The following is a 17,165-nucleotide window of genomic DNA, read 5'->3' on the forward strand; positions in this document are numbered from 1 at the left end:
TTCCGAAGTCAGCGCGTTACGGCAGACAAGAACAGGTGCAGACGCGCTTGAAATCGACATGCCGACGCGCCACCAGAGAAACTCGGTGGGTCAAGCTGCGTACGGCGGTCACGCGGCCATTCTGCCATGTACCACCCATAACCTCCCAATCAGGCCAGATTTCCGCTCGCGGTGAACCAAACCGGCGATCTGGGACACTGGCGGTTGTGACGATGCGGGCGCTGCAGGCCTCCTCGCCCGAGTTCGAGCTGACTCGCGGCGGGGCGTTCGGCATCTACGTGCACGTGCCGTTCTGCGCGACACGCTGCGGATACTGCGACTTCAACACCTACACCCCGGGGGAGGCCGGCGGCGCGACGCCCGAGGGCTGGCTCGAGGCGCTGCGGCTGGAGTTGGGGCTGGCCGCGCGGCGGCTGCCCGGCCCGGTGGTCGACACCGTGTTCGTCGGCGGCGGGACGCCGTCGCTGCTGGGCGGGGCCGGTCTGGCCGCGGTGCTCGACGCGGTGCGCGCCGAGTTCACCCTGGCCAAGACGGCGGAGGTCACCACCGAGGCCAACCCGGAGTCGACGGCGCCGGAGTTCTTCGCCGCGATCCGGGCCGCCGGATTCACCCGCGTGTCCCTCGGCATGCAGTCGGTGGCCCCGGCGGTGCTGCGGGTGCTGGACCGGACGCATTCCCCGGGCCGCGCGTTGGCGGCCGCGGCGGAGGCGCGGGCCGCGGGCTTCGACCACGTCAACCTCGACCTCATCTACGGCACACCCGGCGAAACCGACGACGACCTGCGCCGCTCGGTGACCGCTGCACTGGAAGCCGGAGTCGATCACGTCTCGGCGTACGCGCTGGTGGTCGAGGACGGCACCGCCCTGGCCCGCCGGGTGCGCCGCGGCGAACTGCCGGCGCCCGACGACGACGTGCTGGCCCGCCGCTACGAACTGCTCGACGGCTGGCTCGCGCAGGCCGGCCTGCAGTGGTACGAGGTCTCGAACTGGAGCCGACCGGGTGCGGAGTGCCGGCACAACCTGGGTTACTGGGGCGGCGGGCAGTGGTGGGGCGCGGGGCCCGGCGCGCACGGGTTCATCGGGGCGACCCGATGGTGGAATGTCAAGCATCCCAACGCCTATGCGCAACAGCTGCGCGACGGAGCGCTGCCGATCGCGGGCTTCGAGGTGCTCGACGACCGCGACCGTCACGTCGAGGACGTGCTGCTGCGGATCCGGATGCGCACCGGCCTGCCGCTCGCCGTGCTCGACGACGACGAGCGGGTGCGCGCGCGGGCCGCGGTGACCGACGGCCTGCTCACCGAGTCGGGGCAGCGCCTGCAGCTCACCGACCGCGGCCGGCTGCTCGCCGACGGCGTGGTCCGCGACCTGCTGTCGGACTAGCTCACCTCAGGGGACCGGCACGCCCTCTTCGGCTGTGGCCGAGGAGATCTCGGCGTCGAGCAACTCGATGATGCGGGCGGTCACCGCCGCGGCGGTCGGATGCTCCCACAGCAGCGTCGGCGGCAGCGTCAGACCGGTCTGCTTCTCCAACTGCCGCCGCAGCGACACCGTCATGATGGAATCCACCCCGATCTCGACCAGCGGCAGCCGGGTGTCCACGCTGTCGGCGGGCAGCCCGAGTTCGCCGGCCACCGCGGTCAGCACCTGCTCGGCAACCCACTCCGGGGTGTCCATGTCGCCGGGGCCAACCGGTCCGGCGGGGGCGTCGCCGGTGTCCGCTGAAGCGGCGACGGCCGCGGCCACCTCCGCCAGGATCGGCACCGAGACCGCATCCGGCAGCACCGGCAGCACCACGGGGTTGGCCACTCCGGAGCGCATCGCGACCTCCAGCGCCCGCATCGCGTCGTCGGCGCCGATGGTGTCCATCCCCAGCGCATCGAGTTGAACGGCGACGAACCCGGAGTCCGAGCCCATGCCCAGCCCGCGCCAGGCGGTCCACGCCACGCTGGTGGTGGCATCGCCGAGTTCGCGCCGGTGCCGGGCCAACCCGTCGAGGAACGCGTTGCCGCAGGCGTAGGCGCCTTGGCCGGGGAAGCCGGCGAGGTAGCCGCAGGACGAGAACAACACCATCCAGTCCAGCTGTCCCGGCGGGAACATCTCGTGCAGGACCAGCGCGCCGTCGACCTTCGGGCGCATCGTCGTCGCGATCTCGTCGATGGTTGTATTGGCAAGGAAGACACCGGCTTCCACGCCCGCGGCGTGCACCACGCCGCGCACCGGCGGCAGGTCGCGCAGCAGCGTGCGCAGCCGCGCGGCGGCGCCGTCGGCGGCGATGTCCAGCGCGGCCACGTGCACCGAGATCCCGCGCTCCTCCAAGGCCGTGACCGCGCGGATCTGCTGCTGGTCGGGCGCGGTGTCCCAATCGGCGCGCGGTGGCAGGCCGGAGCGGGACAGCAGCACCAGGCGGCGGGCGCCGAGGTCGGCCAGCCGTTCGGCCATCCGCAGACCCAGCGCGCCGGTACCGCCGGTGATCAGGTAGCTGCCCGCCGGCGAGCATTCCATCGGTGTCCCGGCGGCCGGCCCGAGGCTGCCCAATCGGGCGGTCAGCGCCACGCCGTCGCGCACCACCACCACGGAGTGGCCGGGCAGGGAGGCCAACGCGCCGAGCGGCAGGTGCTCGTCGGCGACGTCGAGCACCCCGCCCCAGAACTGGGGGTGTTCGGTGGCGGCGACCCGGGCCAGCCCCCACAGCGGGGACCGGTCGAAACCGTCGCCCTCGTGCACCCGCTGCGTCAGCGCCCACAGCCGCGCGGTGCTGCCCTTGTCCAGCAGGTGCTTCAGGGTCCTCAGCGCCGTGTCGACCGCGTCGAGTGGGGTCTGCCCGCCGTCGGGGAGGACGAGTACCACCGCGTCGGAGCCGAGGTCGGCGGGGACGTCGGTCGGGTCCGCGTGCACGCTGGCGCCGACCCGGGCGGCCGCGAGGTCGCGTTGGCACCAGGTGCGGGTGGCGGCGTCGCCGCCGACCAACGCGACGTGCGCCGGCCGGGCATGCTCGGAATACGGCGTGGGATGCCAATTGACCTGGTGCAGGACGCTGTTGACGTCGCCGGCGGTGTTCTCGAGTTCCTCGAAGGCCATCCCGGTCAGCAGCACCAGCGCAGTGCCGGTCAGGTCGGCGATGACGACGTCGGTGCAGGTGGTCTCGGGGCGTCGGCGCACATGCAGCAACACCGAATCCGACGGTGCGGCAAGGATGCTCACCCGTTCGATGCGGGCCGGCATGCGCAGCCGGGGCGGACCGTCGAACACGGTCGAGGCCACCGAGGTGGCCGCGTCCAGCAGCCCGGCCCAGGTCTCGGGCCGGGAGCCGTCGGGGTTGGCGCGCACCTGCGCGAGGTACTCGCCGTCGCCCTGCCGCAGGTCCACCACCTGCCAGTCGAAGCCCATCTCGGCCACGCCGAGGGTCGCGAGCCGGTCCACCACATGGTCCGGGGGCAACTCGGTGCCGCAGCGGGCCCGCACCGCGTGCTCGTCGAGCGGGGCGACGTCGGGGCGCCGGTCGGTGGCCGCCAGCGCGGTGCAGTGGGTCAGCCACCCGCCGGTGTCGGGCTCGTCCTCGCTGACCAGCCGGCTCGCGATGGACAGGGCCTGGTCCTGCCGCACCACCTGCACGTCGCGGGTGCGCCCGGGGGCCACCGGGGTGCGCAGGTGCACGTCGGTCAGGTCGCCCCCGGCCGCGGCGTGAAAGGTGTTGAGCAGCACGGCCGCCGGGACAATCTCGGTGCCTTGCACCGGATGGCTGGCCGGGTAGGGCCGGGTCGCCATGTCCAGGCGGGTCTCCCACACCCGGGCCGCCGCCGCACCGGAGATCTCCAGGCGGCCGCCGAGCAGGGTGTGGCTGTGCACGTCGTGCAGCCCACGACCGCCGGGCGGCGCGCTCGGCGTACGCCAGAAGTGGCGATGGTGCCACTGGGTTCCGGGCAGGTCGTGCGCCCACCGCCGCGCGCCGGACAGTCCGTGGTCGACCGGCGCGCCGTGGCAGTGCAATCCGGCGACGGCCGCGGCGACGCTGCGCCGCGCCGGCTGGTCACGGCGCAGCACACCGAGTGCGGCGTGTTCGTCAATGCCCAAGTGCAGCAACGTTTCCACCACCGAATGCGCCACCACGGGATGGGCGGAGACCTCCAGGAACAGGCGATGTCCGTCCTCGGCGGCGGCGGTGACGGCCTCCGCGAAGCGGACCCGGTCCCGCAGGTTGGCCACCCAGTAGTCCGGTCCGCGCGCCACGGTGGAGCGCGGGTCGGCCAGGGCGGTGGTGTAGAGCGGCACGGAGGCCGGCGACGACGGTGGCAGCGCGCCGGTGAGCCGGGCGAGATCGGCGGTCAGCGCGTCCATGGCCGGGCTGTGGAAGGCGACGTCGGTCTTGACCCGGCGCACCACCACCCCTTCCTCGGTCCAGCCGGCGGCGATCTCCTCGACCGCGGCACGGTGGCCGGAGATCACCGTGGAGGTCGGCGACGAGCTGATGGCGGCGACGACGTCGGTGCGTGCACCGAGCCGGCGCTGGGCCTCGTCGAACGGCAACTGCACCAGCGCCATGGCGCCCTGGCCCATCACGGCGCGGAACCCGCGGGCCCGGTAGCAGGCCACCTTCGCGCCCTGGGCCAGGTCGAAGACCCCGGCGGTCACGCAGGCCGCCACCTCGCCCACCGAGTGCCCGATCACGGCGGCCGGGCGCACGCCGCGCTCCCGCAGCACCGCCGCCAGGCCGACCTGCATGGCGAAGGTCAGCGCCTGGACCTGGTCGGTGCCGCCGAGTTCGCCGGTGCTCAGCGCGGTCCGCGCGGAGAAGCCGAGCTCGGCGCCGAAGATCGGATCGATCCGGTCGATCACCGCGGCGAAGGCGGGTTCGTCGGCCAGCAGTTCGCGGCCCATCTCGGGCCAGTGCGAGCCGTGCCCGGAGAACACCCACACCGCGCCGTCGTCGGTGTGCGGCAGCGCGGTGCCGAGCACGACGGCGGGGTCCCGGACGTCGCGGGCCAGGGCGTCGAGCCCGCGCACCAGTTCGTGGCGGTCCGCGGCGAGCACCACCGCCCGCACCGGTTCGTGCGAGCGCCGCGCCCACAGCGCGGCGGCGATGTCGGAGAGTTCGTCGGCGCCGGCCCCGGCGAGGTGCGCCCCCAGCGCGCCGGCCTGGGTGGCCAGCCGGGCCGCCGAGCGCGCGGAGATCGGTACCACCGCCGGCGCGGCCGTCGTCGGCGCGGTCGTGGCCGGGTCGGTCGGGACGGCTTCGGCGGGCGCCTCCTCCAGCAGCACGTGGGCGATGGTGCCGCCGTAGCCGTAGCTGCACACCGCGGCGCGGCGGGGACGGCCCGCGCGGCGCGGCCAGGGTTCGACCTCGGTGGGTACCCGCAGGCCGGTGTTGGTCCAGTCCACCGCCGGCGTCAGCGTCTGGATGCCGGCGGTCGGCGGAATGGTCTCGTGGTGCAGCGCCAGCACGGTCTTGATCAGGCCGACCGCGCCGGCCCCGCCTTCGAGGTGGCCGGTGTTCGGTTTGACCGAGCCGATGCGGGCAGGGTCTGTCGCCGGTCGCGCCGCGCCGTACACCTCGGCCAGCGCGGCGACCTCGACGGGGTCGCCCGTCGGGGTGCCGGTGCCGTGGGCCTCGATGAAGTCGACGCTGGCGGGGTCGACGTTGGCGCTGCGGCAGGTCAGCCGGAAGAGATCGGCCTGGGCGGCGCCGTTCGGGGACATGATCCCCACGGTGCGGCCGTCCTGGGCCACGGCGCCGCCGCGGACCACGGCCAGCACCCGGTCGCCGTCGGCCACGGCATCGACCAGCCGCTTGAGCACGACGACGGCGGCGCCCTCGCCGCGGCCGTAGCCGTCGGCCGCGGCGTCGAATGTCTTGCAGCGGCCGTCCGGTGCGGTGGCGCCGGCCTGGTCGAGCACCCGGGTCAGGCCGGGGCCGATCAACGCGCTGACCCCGCCGGCCAGCGCCAGCGAGGTCTCCCCGGCCCGCAGCAGCTGGCAGGCCTGATGCACCGCCACCAGCGACGCCGCGCAGGCCGCGTCCAGGGCCACGCTGGGGCCGCGCAGGTCGAGCAGGTGGGACACCCGGTTGGCGATGCCGCACAGCGAGGTGCCGATCCCGGTCCACGCCTCGATGCCCTGGAGGTCCTCCATCAGCAGCTTGCCGTAGTCGTCGGAGTTGACGCCCATCAGCACGGCGGTGTCGGAGCCGGCCAGCGACCGGGGCGGGACGCCGGCGTGTTCCAGGGCTTCCCAGCTGACCTCGAGGGCCAGGCGTTGCTGCGGATCCATCAGCTCGGCCTCGCGCGGTGAGACCCCGAAGAACTCGGCGTCGAAGCCGGCCAGGTCGTCGATGAACGTGCCCAGGGTGGTGGTCTCGGCGAGGATCGCGGCGTTGCGCGGATCGCGGCGCAGGTAGGGCTCCCAGCGCTCGGCGGGGACCTCCCGCACGGCGCTACCGCCCTCGAGGAGGAACTGCCAGAACTGCGCGACGGTGGTGAGGCCACCGGCGAGCCGACAGCCGAGGCCGACGATCGCGATCGGCTCGGGAGTGGTGTCGCTCACAGCTGGGTGTGAAAGCGCTTCGTGTGTCTGGCCGTTCGAGTTCATGTCAGTGAGAGTCCAAGTGCGCCAAGGGGTTTTGAATAGGCCGAACCGGCGTCGCCGGAGAACGATCTTGTCATGCCGGCCCACCGAATTGGGGGCTACGTCGGATCGGAGCCGGTCCGCTCGGTTTGCGGCTCCGAGCTGCTGCTGTGCTCATGTCTTGGCCACCAGGGCGGCGATGATCTGCTTCTTGTCCACCTTTCCGACGGCGGTCTTCGGCAGCGACGGCATGGGCGCGAGCAGGTCCGGCTTGGTGTGCGCGGACACCCCCCGCTCGTCGAGGAACCCGTTCAGTTCGGCCAGGGTGATCGGGGCACCCTTGAAAACCACGGCGGCGCAGATCTTTTCCCCGAGGTATTCGTCGGGCAGCGCCACGGCGGCCGCGGCGGCGACGGCCGGGTGGGTGTGCAGATGTTCCTCGAGGTCCGACGCCGACACGGTTTCGCCACCGCGATGGATCACGTCCTTGATGCGGCCGGTGACCTCGACGTAGCCCGCGCGCGGCCCGTCGGTGAAGATCCGCACCCGGTCCCCGCTGCGGTAGAAGCCGTCGGGGCTGAAGGACCGCGCGTTGGCCTCGTCGGCGCGGTAGTAGCCGTTGAGGGTGTAGGGGCCGCGGACCAGCAGTTCGCCCTCCTCGCCGGGCGCCACCTCGACGCCGTCCTCGTCGACGACCTTCATCTCGTCGTGCGGCGACATGGGCCGGCCCTGGACGTTGTCGACCACCTCCACGGGGTCACCGGGGCGGGTGAAGTTCAACATGCCTTCGGCCATGCCGAAGATCTGCTGCATGCCCGGGGACAGGTTTTCCCGGATGAGCCGGGCCTCCTCGGGCATCATCCGCGACCCGCCCACCTGCACCACCCGCAGCGAGGTCGGCAGCACCGGTTCCCAGTCGCAGGCCTGCGCCCACAGTTTGGCCAGGGCGTTGACCAGCCCGGTGACGGTGACCTGGTGCTTGTCGATCAGCGCGAAGGCGGCCTCCGGGCTGGGGTCGTCGGTGAAAACCGTTGTGGCGCCCACGGTCATCGACCCGAGCAGCCCGGGGCAGGCCAGCGGGAAGTTGTGCCCGGCCGGCAGTGCCACCAGGTAGACGTCGTCTCCGGTCATCCCGTAGGCCTGGGCGCAGGCCACCGCGTTGTAGCGGTAGTCGTTGTGGGTGCGGGGGATCAGTTTGGGCAAGCCGGTGGTGCCGCCGGACACCAGCAGCAGCGCCGGACCGTCGACGTCGACCGGGGCGCGCTCGGGGATGGGGCCCGCGTGGTCGGTGACGTCCGACCACGGACGGAAGTCACCGGGTTCGCCGTCGACGAAGATATGGGTCAGGCCGGGATGCTCGGCCACCAGCTCGGCGGCCATGCCGCGGAAGTCGAACCCGCCGGCCCGGTCCGGGATCACCATCCCGACCGCGCCGCTGACCTGGGCGAAGTGCCCCAGCTCGACGGTGCGGTGGCCGATCAGGCACATCACCGGGACGGCGCCGGCGCGCAGCAGCCCGAACAGCGCCACCGCGAACCGACACGAGTTGGGAAGCTGCAGCAGGACGCGGTCGCCGGCGGCGATGCCCCGGGCGGTCAGGCCGGCGCCCACGCGGTCGGCCAGCGCGTCCAGTTCGGCGAAGGTGTAGCTCTCGCGGGTGTCGGTGATGGCGGTCTTGTCCGGCCAGCGGGCCGCGGCCTCCCGCAGCAGGGAGTCGAGCGGCTGATCCGTCCAATAACCGGCCTGCCGGTAGATTTCCGCCCGGTCTTCCGGGAAGGGAACGAATCCCTTTGTGAGATCGTCGATTTCGGAATCGACGGCGTGCGCTGTGTCTGGAGTTCCTGTACTCATCCCGTACCGATACCGCCCTTCCGGGTAGGTGTGTCGGGACGATCATATATAGGGTAGCCTCCTCAAAGTTAGGGCAGCCTTTACTAAAACTTTGGGAGGGTCGAAAGTGGGTCGCGCCGCGACGAGTTCCCAGACCGTACACCAGCAGGTCGCCGACCTGCTCGGCGTCCTTCCCGACGACCTGGATCCCGAAGCCGACCTCATCGCGTCTGGGCTCGATTCCATCCGGATGATGTCCCTGTCGGGCCGCTGGCGAAGACAGGGTCTGGACATCGGGTTCGCCACACTGGCCGAGACCCCGACTGTGGCCGCGTGGACCCGACTGGTCGAGGAACTCACGGCCGACGCCGTCGCGGTCGAGGAGCCGGCCGGGCAACCGGACGAGCCCGACGACTCCGAACCGTTCCCGCTGGCGCCCATGCAGCACGCGCTGTGGCTGGGCCGCAACACCGAACAGGCGCTCGGCGGCGTCGCCCCGCACCTGTACGTCGAGTTCGACGGTGAGGGGGTCGACCCGAGGCAGCTGCGCGTCGCCGCGGCCGCCCTGGCCCGCCGCCACCCCATGCTGCGGGTGGACATCCTGCCCGACGGCAACCAGCGCATCAGCGATCGCACCCTGCCGGTCACCGTGCACGACCTGCGCGACCTCGACGCCGAGGCGGCCCAGGTGCGCCTCGAGGAGATCCGCGACGCCAAGTCACACCAGATCCTGCACGGCGAGGTGCTGGAGATCTCGCTGACGCTGCTGGCCGACGGCCGCACCCGGCTGCACGTCGACATGGACATGTCGGCCGCCGACGCCGTCAGCTACCGCAACTTCATGGCCGACCTGGCGGCCTTCTACCGCGGCGAGGACCTGCCCGAACTGGGCTACACCTACCGGCGCTACCGCTCCGCGCTGACGGCGTCGACCGCGGTGTCCGAGGAGGACCGGCGGTGGTGGGCCGAGCGGGTCCCGCAGCTGCCCGAGCCGCCGTCGCCGCCGTTGGTCCCGCTCGCCGAACAGGCCGACCCGCGGCGCAACACCCGCCGCTGGCACTTCTTCGACGCCGAGATCCGCGACGCGTTGTTCGAGTCCGCGCACAAGCGCGGCATCACCCCGGCGATGGCCATCGCCGCGTCCTACGCCGGGACGCTGGCCCGCTGGTCCACCAACTCGCGCTTCCTGCTGAATCTGCCGATGTTCGGGCGGGAGCCGTTCCACCCCGACGTCGACAAACTGGTCGGCGACTTCAGCTCGTCGCTGATGCTCGACGTCGACCTCACCGGAGCTGACTCCGCCGCCAAACGTGCCCGCGCGGTCCAGGATTCGCTGCACACCACGGTCCGGCACAGCAGCTATTCGGGGTTGTCGGTGCTGCGGGACCTCACCCGGCATCGCGGCGTACCGACGCTGGCCCCGTTCGTGTTCACCAGCGCCCTGGGACTCGGCGACCTGTTCGCCGGGGACGTCACCGAGCAGTTCGGCAAGTGCGTCTGGCACATCTCGCAGGGCCCGCAGGTCCTGCTGGACGCCCAGGCCACCCCGTTCGACGGCGGCCTGCTGATCAACTGGGACGTCCGCGAGGACGCATTCCGGCCCGGCGTGGCCGACGCGATGTTCGCCCACCACGTCGAGGAACTGATCCGGCTCGCCGGCGACGACGCGGCCTGGGAGGCGCTGGACACCTCGGCGGTGCCCCAGGCCCAGCGCGAGGTTCGGGCCGCGCACAATGCGGTGAGGGCCGCATTGAGCGGAGATGCGTTGCACGACGGGTTCTTCCGGGCTGCCGCGGCGACCCCGGAGGCGCCGGCGGTGATCAGCAGCCTGGGTGATTTGACCTACGCGCAGCTGCGCGAGCAGGCCCTCGCGGTGGCGGCCACCCTGCGGCAGCGCGGCGTCGGCGCCGGCGATGCGGTGGCTGTGATGGGCCCGAAGAACGCCGAGCAGATCCCCGCGCTGCTGGGCATCCACGCCGCCGGTGCGGTCTACCTGCCGATCGGCGTCGACCAGCCCGAGGACCGGGCCATCCGGATCCTGCAGAGCTCGGACGTGCACTCGGTGCTGTGGTGCGGCGCGGCCACCGCGCAGACCGCGGCGCTGCCGGTGCCGGCCCTCACGGTGGCCGAGGCCATCGCGGCGGGCCGTGCGGCGGCCGCCTGCACCGAACCGGCGACGGCGGGCCCCGAGGACATCGCCTACGTGCTGTTCACCTCCGGTTCCACCGGGGAGCCCAAGGGCGTCGAGGTCAGCCACGGCGCCTCGATGAACACCCTCGAATTCATCAACCGCCACTTCGAGATCGGGCCGGCCGACCGTTGCCTGGCGCTGTCCACCCTGGAATGCGACATCTCGGTGCTCGACATCTTCGGCATGCTGCGGGCCGGCGGATCGATCGTCGTGGTCGACGAGGCGGACCGCCGCAACCCCGACGCCTGGGTTGCGCTGATCGCCGAGCATCAGGTCACAGTGTTGCACTGGCTGCCCGGCTGGCTGGAGATGCTGGTCGCGGTCGGCTCGGACAAGATCTCCTCGGTGCGGGTGGTGCCCACCGGCGGCGACTGGGTGCGCACGGAGATGGTGCGCGCGTTGCGGGCCCAGGCGCCCGGCGTGCGGATCGCCGGTCTGGGCGGTGCCACCGAGACGGCCACTCACAACACCATCTGCGAACCCACCGCGCTGCCCGCCCACTGGGCCGCGGTCCCGTTGGGCACGCCGCTGCCCAACAACAGGTGCCGGGTCGTGGCCGCCGACGGCTTCGACTGCCCGGACTGGGTTCCCGGCGAGTTCTGGGTCGGTGGCCGTGGCATCGCCCGCGGTTACCGCGGACGGCCGGACCTGACCGAGGAGCGGTTCGTCGAGTACGACGGCACCACCTGGTACCGCACCGGGGACCTGGCGCGGTACCTGCCCGACGGCACGTTGGAGTTCGTCGGCCGCGCCGACCACCGCGTCAAGATCAGCGGTTACCGCGTCGAACTCGGTGAGGTCGAGGGCGCGCTGAACCGACTCGACGCCGTCGACGGAGCGGTGGCCGCGGTGGTGCCGGTGGCCGGCGATCACCGACGCCAACAGCTGGCCGCGCTGGTCAAGGTGACGGACCCGGCGCTGACTGTCCCCGCCATCACCGAAGCCCTGGCGGGATTCGTTCCGCCGCACATGGTTCCGGACCTCATCGAGGTGGTGGACAGCATTCCCTACACCGTCGGCGGCAAGATCGACCGGCGCGCCGCCGCCGAGCGGCTCGCCGGCCTGGCCGAGCAGCGGGGCGCCCCGACCGGCCCGAGCCACCGGGCCCCGAGCACCCCGCTGGAGCGCGCGCTGGCTGACATCACGGCGAGCCTGCTGGGTCTCGATTCGCTCGGCGCCGACGACGATTTCTTCGCCATGGGCGGTGATTCGGTGCTGGCCACCCAGCTGGTCGGCCGGATCCGCGCCTGGCTGGACACGCGTGACGTGATGGTCGCCGACGTCTTCGCGGCCCGCACGGTCGCGGAGTTGGCGGCGCTGCTGCAACGCCGCGAACCGGGCAGCGACCGGCTGGAGCAGGTCGCCGAGGTGTATCTGGAAGTGGCGGACATGGAGAGCTCGGAGGTCGCCTCCGCGCTCGACTCGGCGGGAGCAAAGTGAGCACGCAGTCCGAGGTCGAATTCCAACCCTGGGTCAAAAGCTTCGACGCCACCGGCGCGACGGACGCCGTCGTGATCTTCCCGCACGCCGGCGGGGCCGCGGCGGCCTACCGGACGCTGGCCAAGACGTTGTCGGAGCGCGGTGTCACGGCGTTCATCGTGCAATACCCGCAGCGGGCCGACCGGCTGGCGCATCCGGCCGTCGACAGCATCGACGCGTTGGCCCGCCAGCTGTTCGACGCCGGTGACTGGGGACGGGTGGGCGCCCTGAGCCTGTTCGGCCACTGCATGGGTGCGGTGGTGGCGTTCGAGTTCGCCCGCCTGGCCGAGGAGCGGGGCGTCGCGGTGCGCCGCCTGTGGGCGTCGGCGGGCCAGGCTCCGGCCACCGTCCCCGAGGTGTTGCCGCTGCCCAGCACGGACGCCGACGTGATGGCCGACATGGTCGACCTCGGCGGCACCGACCCGCGCCTGCTCGAGGACGAGGACTTCGCGGAACTGCTGATGATGGCCGTCAAATCCGACTACCGAGCGCTCAGCGGTTACACCTGCGTGCCGGGCGCGCGCATCCGCGCGGACATCCACGCCATCGGCGGCACCCGCGACCACCGGATCCGGCCGCACTGGCTCGAGAACTGGGCCTCGCACACCACCGGCCGGTTCACGCTCTCCCACTTCGACGGTGGCCACTTCTACCTCAACGACCACCTCGACGCAGTGACGGAGCTGGTGATCCGCAGATGACCGGCGGTCGGGTCAACGATCCTGACGATCCGCAGGACGCCGTGGTGATCGTGGGCATGGCGCTCGAAACCCCCGGCGGTGTCGAGACCGCGGAGGACTATTGGGCGCTGCTGAGCGACCAACGCGAGGCGCTGGGCCCGTTTCCCACCGACCGCGGCTGGGCGCTGACCGAGCTGTTCGAGGGCTCCCGCCGGGACGGCTTCAAGCAGATTCACAACCTGGGCGGATTCCTGCGCGGCGCCGCGGAATTCGATCCCGAGTTCTTCGGCATCTCGCCGCGCGAGGCCACCGCGATGGACCCGCAGCAGCGCGTGGCGCTACGGCTGGCCTGGCGCGCGATCGAGAACAGCGGCATCAATCCGGACGACCTCGCCGGGCACGACGTGGGTTGCTACGTGGGTGCCTCCGCGCTGGAGTACGGGCCGCCGCTGAGCGAATTCTCCCACCACAGTGGACATTTGATCACCGGGACCTCGCTGGGGGTGATCTCCGGGCGGATCGCCTACACCCTGGACCTGGCCGGTCCGGCGCTCACCGTGGACACCTCCTGCTCCTCGGCGCTGGCTGCGCTGCACACGGCCGTCGGCGCCCTGCGGGCCGGCGACTGCGACCTCGCGTTGACCGGCGGGGTCTGCGTGATGGGGACCCCGGGCTATTTCGTCGAATTCTCCAAGCAACACGCGCTCTCCGACGACGGGCACTGCCGGCCCTACAGCGCGCACGCCACCGGCACCGTGTGGGCCGAGGGCGCCGCGATGTTCCTGCTGCAGAAGAAGTCCGCCGCGCTGCGGGCCGGGCGTCCGATCCTGGCCGAGGTGCGCGCCAGCGCGCTGAACTCCGACGGGCGCACCACCGGGCTGACCGCACCCAGCGAGGCCGCCCAGGCCCGGTTGTTCGACCGTGCGCTGCGGCAGGCGGGGCTGCAACCGGCGCAGGTCGACGTGCTCGAGGGGCACGGCACCGGGACCTCGCTGGGGGATCGCACCGAGCTGCGTTCGCTGGCCGCCACCTATGGCACCGCCGCGCCGGGCGCCGGCCCGGTACTGGGCTCGGTGAAATCCAACGTCGGGCACACCCAGGCCGCCGCCGGGGCGCTCGGTTTGGCCAAGGTGCTGGTCGCCGCCGAGCACGCCGGCATTCCGCCCACCCTGCACGTCGACGAGCGCAGCCGCGAAATCGACTGGGACAGCCAAGGTTTGCGACTCGCGGAGAAGTTGACCCCGTGGCCGGCCACCGACGGCGTGCGGATCGCGGCCGTCTCGGCGTTCGGCATGAGCGGCACCAACACCCACGTCATCGTCGAGATCCCGGACGGCGCCGCCGGCGAACCGGGGACGGCCTCATGACGCGGGTCCCCGGCTGGGCCGACGGCCGCGTCCCGGTGCTGCTGAGCGCGCACGCGCCGGATTTGATCGCCGCCGACGCCGAGGCGATCACCCGGTATCTGGCCCGCGACACCGCTTCGCCGATCTCCGCCGCCGAGGTCGCCGCGCAGTTGCTGCGCACCCGGCGGGTCCGGCGGCATCGCACCCTGGTCCGCGCCGCCGACGTCGACGAACTGCGCACCGCCCTGGCCGCGGTCGCGCGCGACGAACCGCATCCGTTGGTGAGCACCGCCGCAGCGGCGACCGCACCGCGCATCGCGTTCGTGCTTCCCGGCCAGGGCGGTCAACACCCGGGCATGGGCACCGACGCCCACCGCCTGCTGCCGGCCTACCGGGACGCGGTGGAAACGTGCTGCGCCGAGTTCTCGGCCGCCGGCTGGGCGCCCCCGCTGCGCTACCTGACCGAGGCCGACGACCCGGAGTCGTTCGCCGAGATCGAGATCCAGGGGGCGCAGTTCACCCACGCGGTCGCCTTGGCTGCGGTGTGGCGCCAACACGGCATCGTCGCGGACCTCACCGTGGGCCACAGCCTCGGGGAGATCGCCGCCGCCTACCTCGCCGGCGTGATCGACCTGCCGGCGGCGGTCGGTGTGGTTGCCGCGCGGGCGGGCGTCGTCGCCGAGTTGGACGGGGACTACGCCGTCGCGGCGCTGGGCATCACGCCGGACGCGGCCCGCGAACTGATCGCGGCAACCCAAGGCTGGCTGGAACTCTCGGTGATCAACGCCAGCAGCGCCGTCGCGGTGTCGGGGGAGGCGCAGGCCGTGTCGGCCGCGGTGGCCCGGGTCCGCGAGCGGGGCCAACTGGGCCGTGAGATCACGGTCAACTTCCCGGTGCACACCAGCGTGCTGGAACCGCTGCGGGACTGGGTGCAGGGCCAACTGCCCACCCCCGACCGCGGCGGCCGGTTCACCGAGAGTCCGGTCCAGTTCATCGGCGGCACCACCGGGGCCGTGGTCGACCCGTCGACCTCGTTCGTCGACTACTGGTACGACAATCTGCGCAACACGGTGCGCTTCGACAACGCGGTGCAGGCCGCGATCGACTGCGGTGCAACGGTATTCATCGAACTGTCCGGGCATCCGGCGCTGCTGCACGCCGTCGCCGAACGGGCGGGGGATTCGGCCGTGCTGGTGGGCACCGGACACCGTGACGTGCCCCTGACCGAACAGTTCAGCGCGAACCTGGCCGCCGTCGCGATCGCCGACCCGACCTACCGGTGGCGCGAACTCGCCGGCGTCGAGGCGGGCGCGCACCGCCCGCTGCCGCATTTCCCCAACGCGCCGATGCGCGCCACCGCGCTGTGGGCGCGCCGGGAGCCCCTGGAACCCGTTGCGGCGTTGACGGTCTCGGCCGAGACCTGGCAACCCGTCCGCGAACCCGCCGAGCGGCCCGCGACAGTGCCCGAGCGGAGGTTGGCGGTGCTGCCGTTGGGCGCGGAATCGACGCTCGGCGCGGCATTGCGTTCGGGCCTGGCCGCCCATCCGGGGGCCACCTCGGCGGATCCGGCCGACGCCGAGGTGCTGGTGCTCGTCGCCCCCGAGCCGGCCGAGCCGGACGCGGTGAGCGCGGCCGCGCAGCTGACCGCCCTGGTCGAAGCGGGCGGGTTGAACCTGCGCGCGCAACTGGGCCCGGCGTGCCGGGAGGTATGGCTGATCACCGCGGGCGCCGAGCAACTCGACGCCACCGATCCGGTGCCGGCGCCGTTGGCCGCGGCGCTGGCGGCCGCCTTCCGCAGCATCGGCCTCGAACACCCCGACCACGGCTTCGGCCTCCTCGACGTCGCGGGCGCGCCGGCGGAACTCGCGGCGATGGCCGGCGCCGCGCTGGATGCCGTCCTGGCCGGGCCGGATTCGTACGCGCTGCGGCTGCGCGCCGGACATCCGCTGCGCTACCGGCGGGTGCTCGACCTGTTCGGCGGGTCGGCGGTGCACGCCCCGGATCTGCCGATGGACACCGGCCTGCTCGACGACGTCGTGATCACCGGCGCCGCGGGTGCCATCGGGGCGCACTACGCCCGCGGGCTGGCCGAACGCGGCGCCCGTCGCATCGTCATGCTGAGCCGGCGCGGCGCCGACCCGGCCCTGGCGGGCGAGCTGTCCCGGCGCTACGGCACCGAGGTGGTCTCGGCGGCCTGCGATCTGACCGATGCCGCGCAGGTTGCCGCCGCGGCCGCCGAGTTCGGAGCCGATGGCGCCACCCTGGTCGTCCACGCCGCCGGGACGGCCACCTTCGGCCCCGCCGCGCACCTGGACGCGGCGGCCTTCACCCACACGCTCGGCGCCAAGGTGGGCGGCCTGGTGCGGCTGATCGACCATTGGCCGCTGCGGGCCGACTGCCGAATGGTGTTGTGTTCGTCGATGTCCGCGGTGTGGGGCGGTCAGGGACACGCGGCCTACTCGGCGGCCAACCGGCTGCTCGATGTGCTGGCCGCGCAGCTGCGCGCCGCGGGCCGCCGCGCCACCTCGGTGCGCTGGGGATTGTGGCAGACGGGCACCGAGGCCGGGGCCGGCATCGTCGACGACGTCGAGATCGCCCAGATCGAGCGGTCCGGGCTGCGGCAGATGGATCCCGAGCTCGCCGTGGCGGCCGGCCTGCGCGATTACGCCGTCGACCCGATGGTGCTGGCCGCCGACCCCGACCGGCTGCGCATCTTCCTCGGCGGGGCATCCGAGGCACCCGGCGAAACACCCGCGGCCGCCGCCGATGCGAGCGAGGGCGAGGGCGCGGACACCGCGCAGGTGGTGCGCGCGCACCTGGCGGCCGTGCTGAGCGCGGCGCAACCCGACGACGTGGACCTGTCCGCCTCGCTGTTCGACCTCGGTGTCGACTCGCTGCTGGCGCTCGACCTGCGCAAGCGGCTCAAGCGCAGCATCGGGCACACCGTCCCGCTGGCCCGCCTGCTGGGCGGAATCACCGGCACCGAACTCGTTTCCGACCTCGACGCCGCGTCGAGCACCACCGAATGAACTACAGAAAGCGATCTCAGCGTGACTGAAACCTCCCTCGAAGACCGGCG

The 17,165-nt window shown here is 72.6% G+C and carries 8 protein-coding genes; 5 read left to right on the top strand and 3 right to left on the bottom strand.

Annotated features, from left to right (window positions below):
* Positions 1-16 precede the first annotated feature (16 nt).
* Positions 17-274: an Ms4527A family Cys-rich leader peptide gene (locus R2K23_RS24870; protein ID WP_396893272.1), complete on the bottom strand. Its 258-nt coding sequence runs from the start codon at positions 272-274 to the stop codon at positions 17-19.
* On the opposite strand from R2K23_RS24870, the gene hemW reads away from it, so the two are divergent.
* Complete coding sequence (hemW, locus tag R2K23_RS08330) at positions 213-1,382, top strand: radical SAM family heme chaperone HemW (protein ID WP_316517141.1); 1,170 nt, start codon at positions 213-215, stop codon at positions 1,380-1,382. The genes R2K23_RS24870 and hemW overlap by 62 nt on opposite strands.
* Positions 1,383-1,388: 6 nt before the next feature.
* Here the strand turns inward: hemW and R2K23_RS08335 are convergent, their stop codons facing one another.
* Complete coding sequence (locus R2K23_RS08335; protein WP_316515949.1) at positions 1,389-6,539, bottom strand: type I polyketide synthase; 5,151 nt, start codon at positions 6,537-6,539, stop codon at positions 1,389-1,391.
* A 195-nt stretch (positions 6,540-6,734) separates the two neighbouring features.
* Positions 6,735-8,411: a (2,3-dihydroxybenzoyl)adenylate synthase gene (locus R2K23_RS08340; RefSeq protein WP_316515950.1), complete on the bottom strand. Its 1,677-nt coding sequence runs from the start codon at positions 8,409-8,411 to the stop codon at positions 6,735-6,737.
* Between the two features lie 106 nt (positions 8,412-8,517).
* On the opposite strand from R2K23_RS08340, the gene R2K23_RS08345 reads away from it, so the two are divergent.
* Genes R2K23_RS08345 through mbtD form a run of 4 tightly spaced genes read left to right on the top strand, consistent with a single transcriptional unit; the run spans position 8,518 to position 17,115 of the window.
* A complete protein-coding gene (locus R2K23_RS08345) occupies positions 8,518-12,021 on the top strand; it encodes a non-ribosomal peptide synthetase (RefSeq protein ID WP_316515952.1) in 3,504 nt (1,167 codons plus the stop codon).
* Positions 12,018-12,761, top strand: coding sequence for a thioesterase II family protein (locus tag R2K23_RS08350; protein ID WP_316515954.1), 744 nt, complete (start codon positions 12,018-12,020; stop codon positions 12,759-12,761). The genes R2K23_RS08345 and R2K23_RS08350 overlap by 4 nt, the downstream gene beginning before the upstream one ends.
* On the top strand, positions 12,758-14,107 hold the full coding sequence (locus tag R2K23_RS08355) for a beta-ketoacyl [acyl carrier protein] synthase domain-containing protein (RefSeq protein WP_316515956.1): 1,350 nt from the start codon (positions 12,758-12,760) through the stop codon (positions 14,105-14,107). Before R2K23_RS08350 ends, R2K23_RS08355 begins: the two co-directional genes overlap by 4 nt.
* Positions 14,104-17,115: a mycobactin polyketide synthase MbtD gene (gene mbtD, locus R2K23_RS08360; protein WP_316515957.1), complete on the top strand. Its 3,012-nt coding sequence runs from the start codon at positions 14,104-14,106 to the stop codon at positions 17,113-17,115. The genes R2K23_RS08355 and mbtD overlap by 4 nt, the downstream gene beginning before the upstream one ends.
* The last annotated feature ends 50 nt before the right edge of the window (positions 17,116-17,165 follow it).

Source organism: Mycolicibacterium sp. MU0050, from assembly GCF_963378085.1.
GTDB lineage: Bacteria > Actinomycetota > Actinomycetes > Mycobacteriales > Mycobacteriaceae > Mycobacterium > Mycobacterium wendilense.

Coding starts and splice junctions, on each gene's coding strand:
- R2K23_RS24870 (WP_396893272.1), bottom strand. CDS start 274: ATGCCGAACGCCCCGCCGCGAGTCAGCTCGAACTCGGGCGAGGAGGCC.
- R2K23_RS08340 (WP_316515950.1), bottom strand. CDS start 8,411: ATGAGTACAGGAACTCCAGACACAGCGCACGCCGTCGATTCCGAAATC.
- mbtD (WP_316515957.1), top strand. CDS start 14,104: ATGACGCGGGTCCCCGGCTGGGCCGACGGCCGCGTCCCGGTGCTGCTG.
- R2K23_RS08355 (WP_316515956.1), top strand. CDS start 12,758: ATGACCGGCGGTCGGGTCAACGATCCTGACGATCCGCAGGACGCCGTG.
- hemW (WP_316517141.1), top strand. CDS start 213: ATGCGGGCGCTGCAGGCCTCCTCGCCCGAGTTCGAGCTGACTCGCGGC.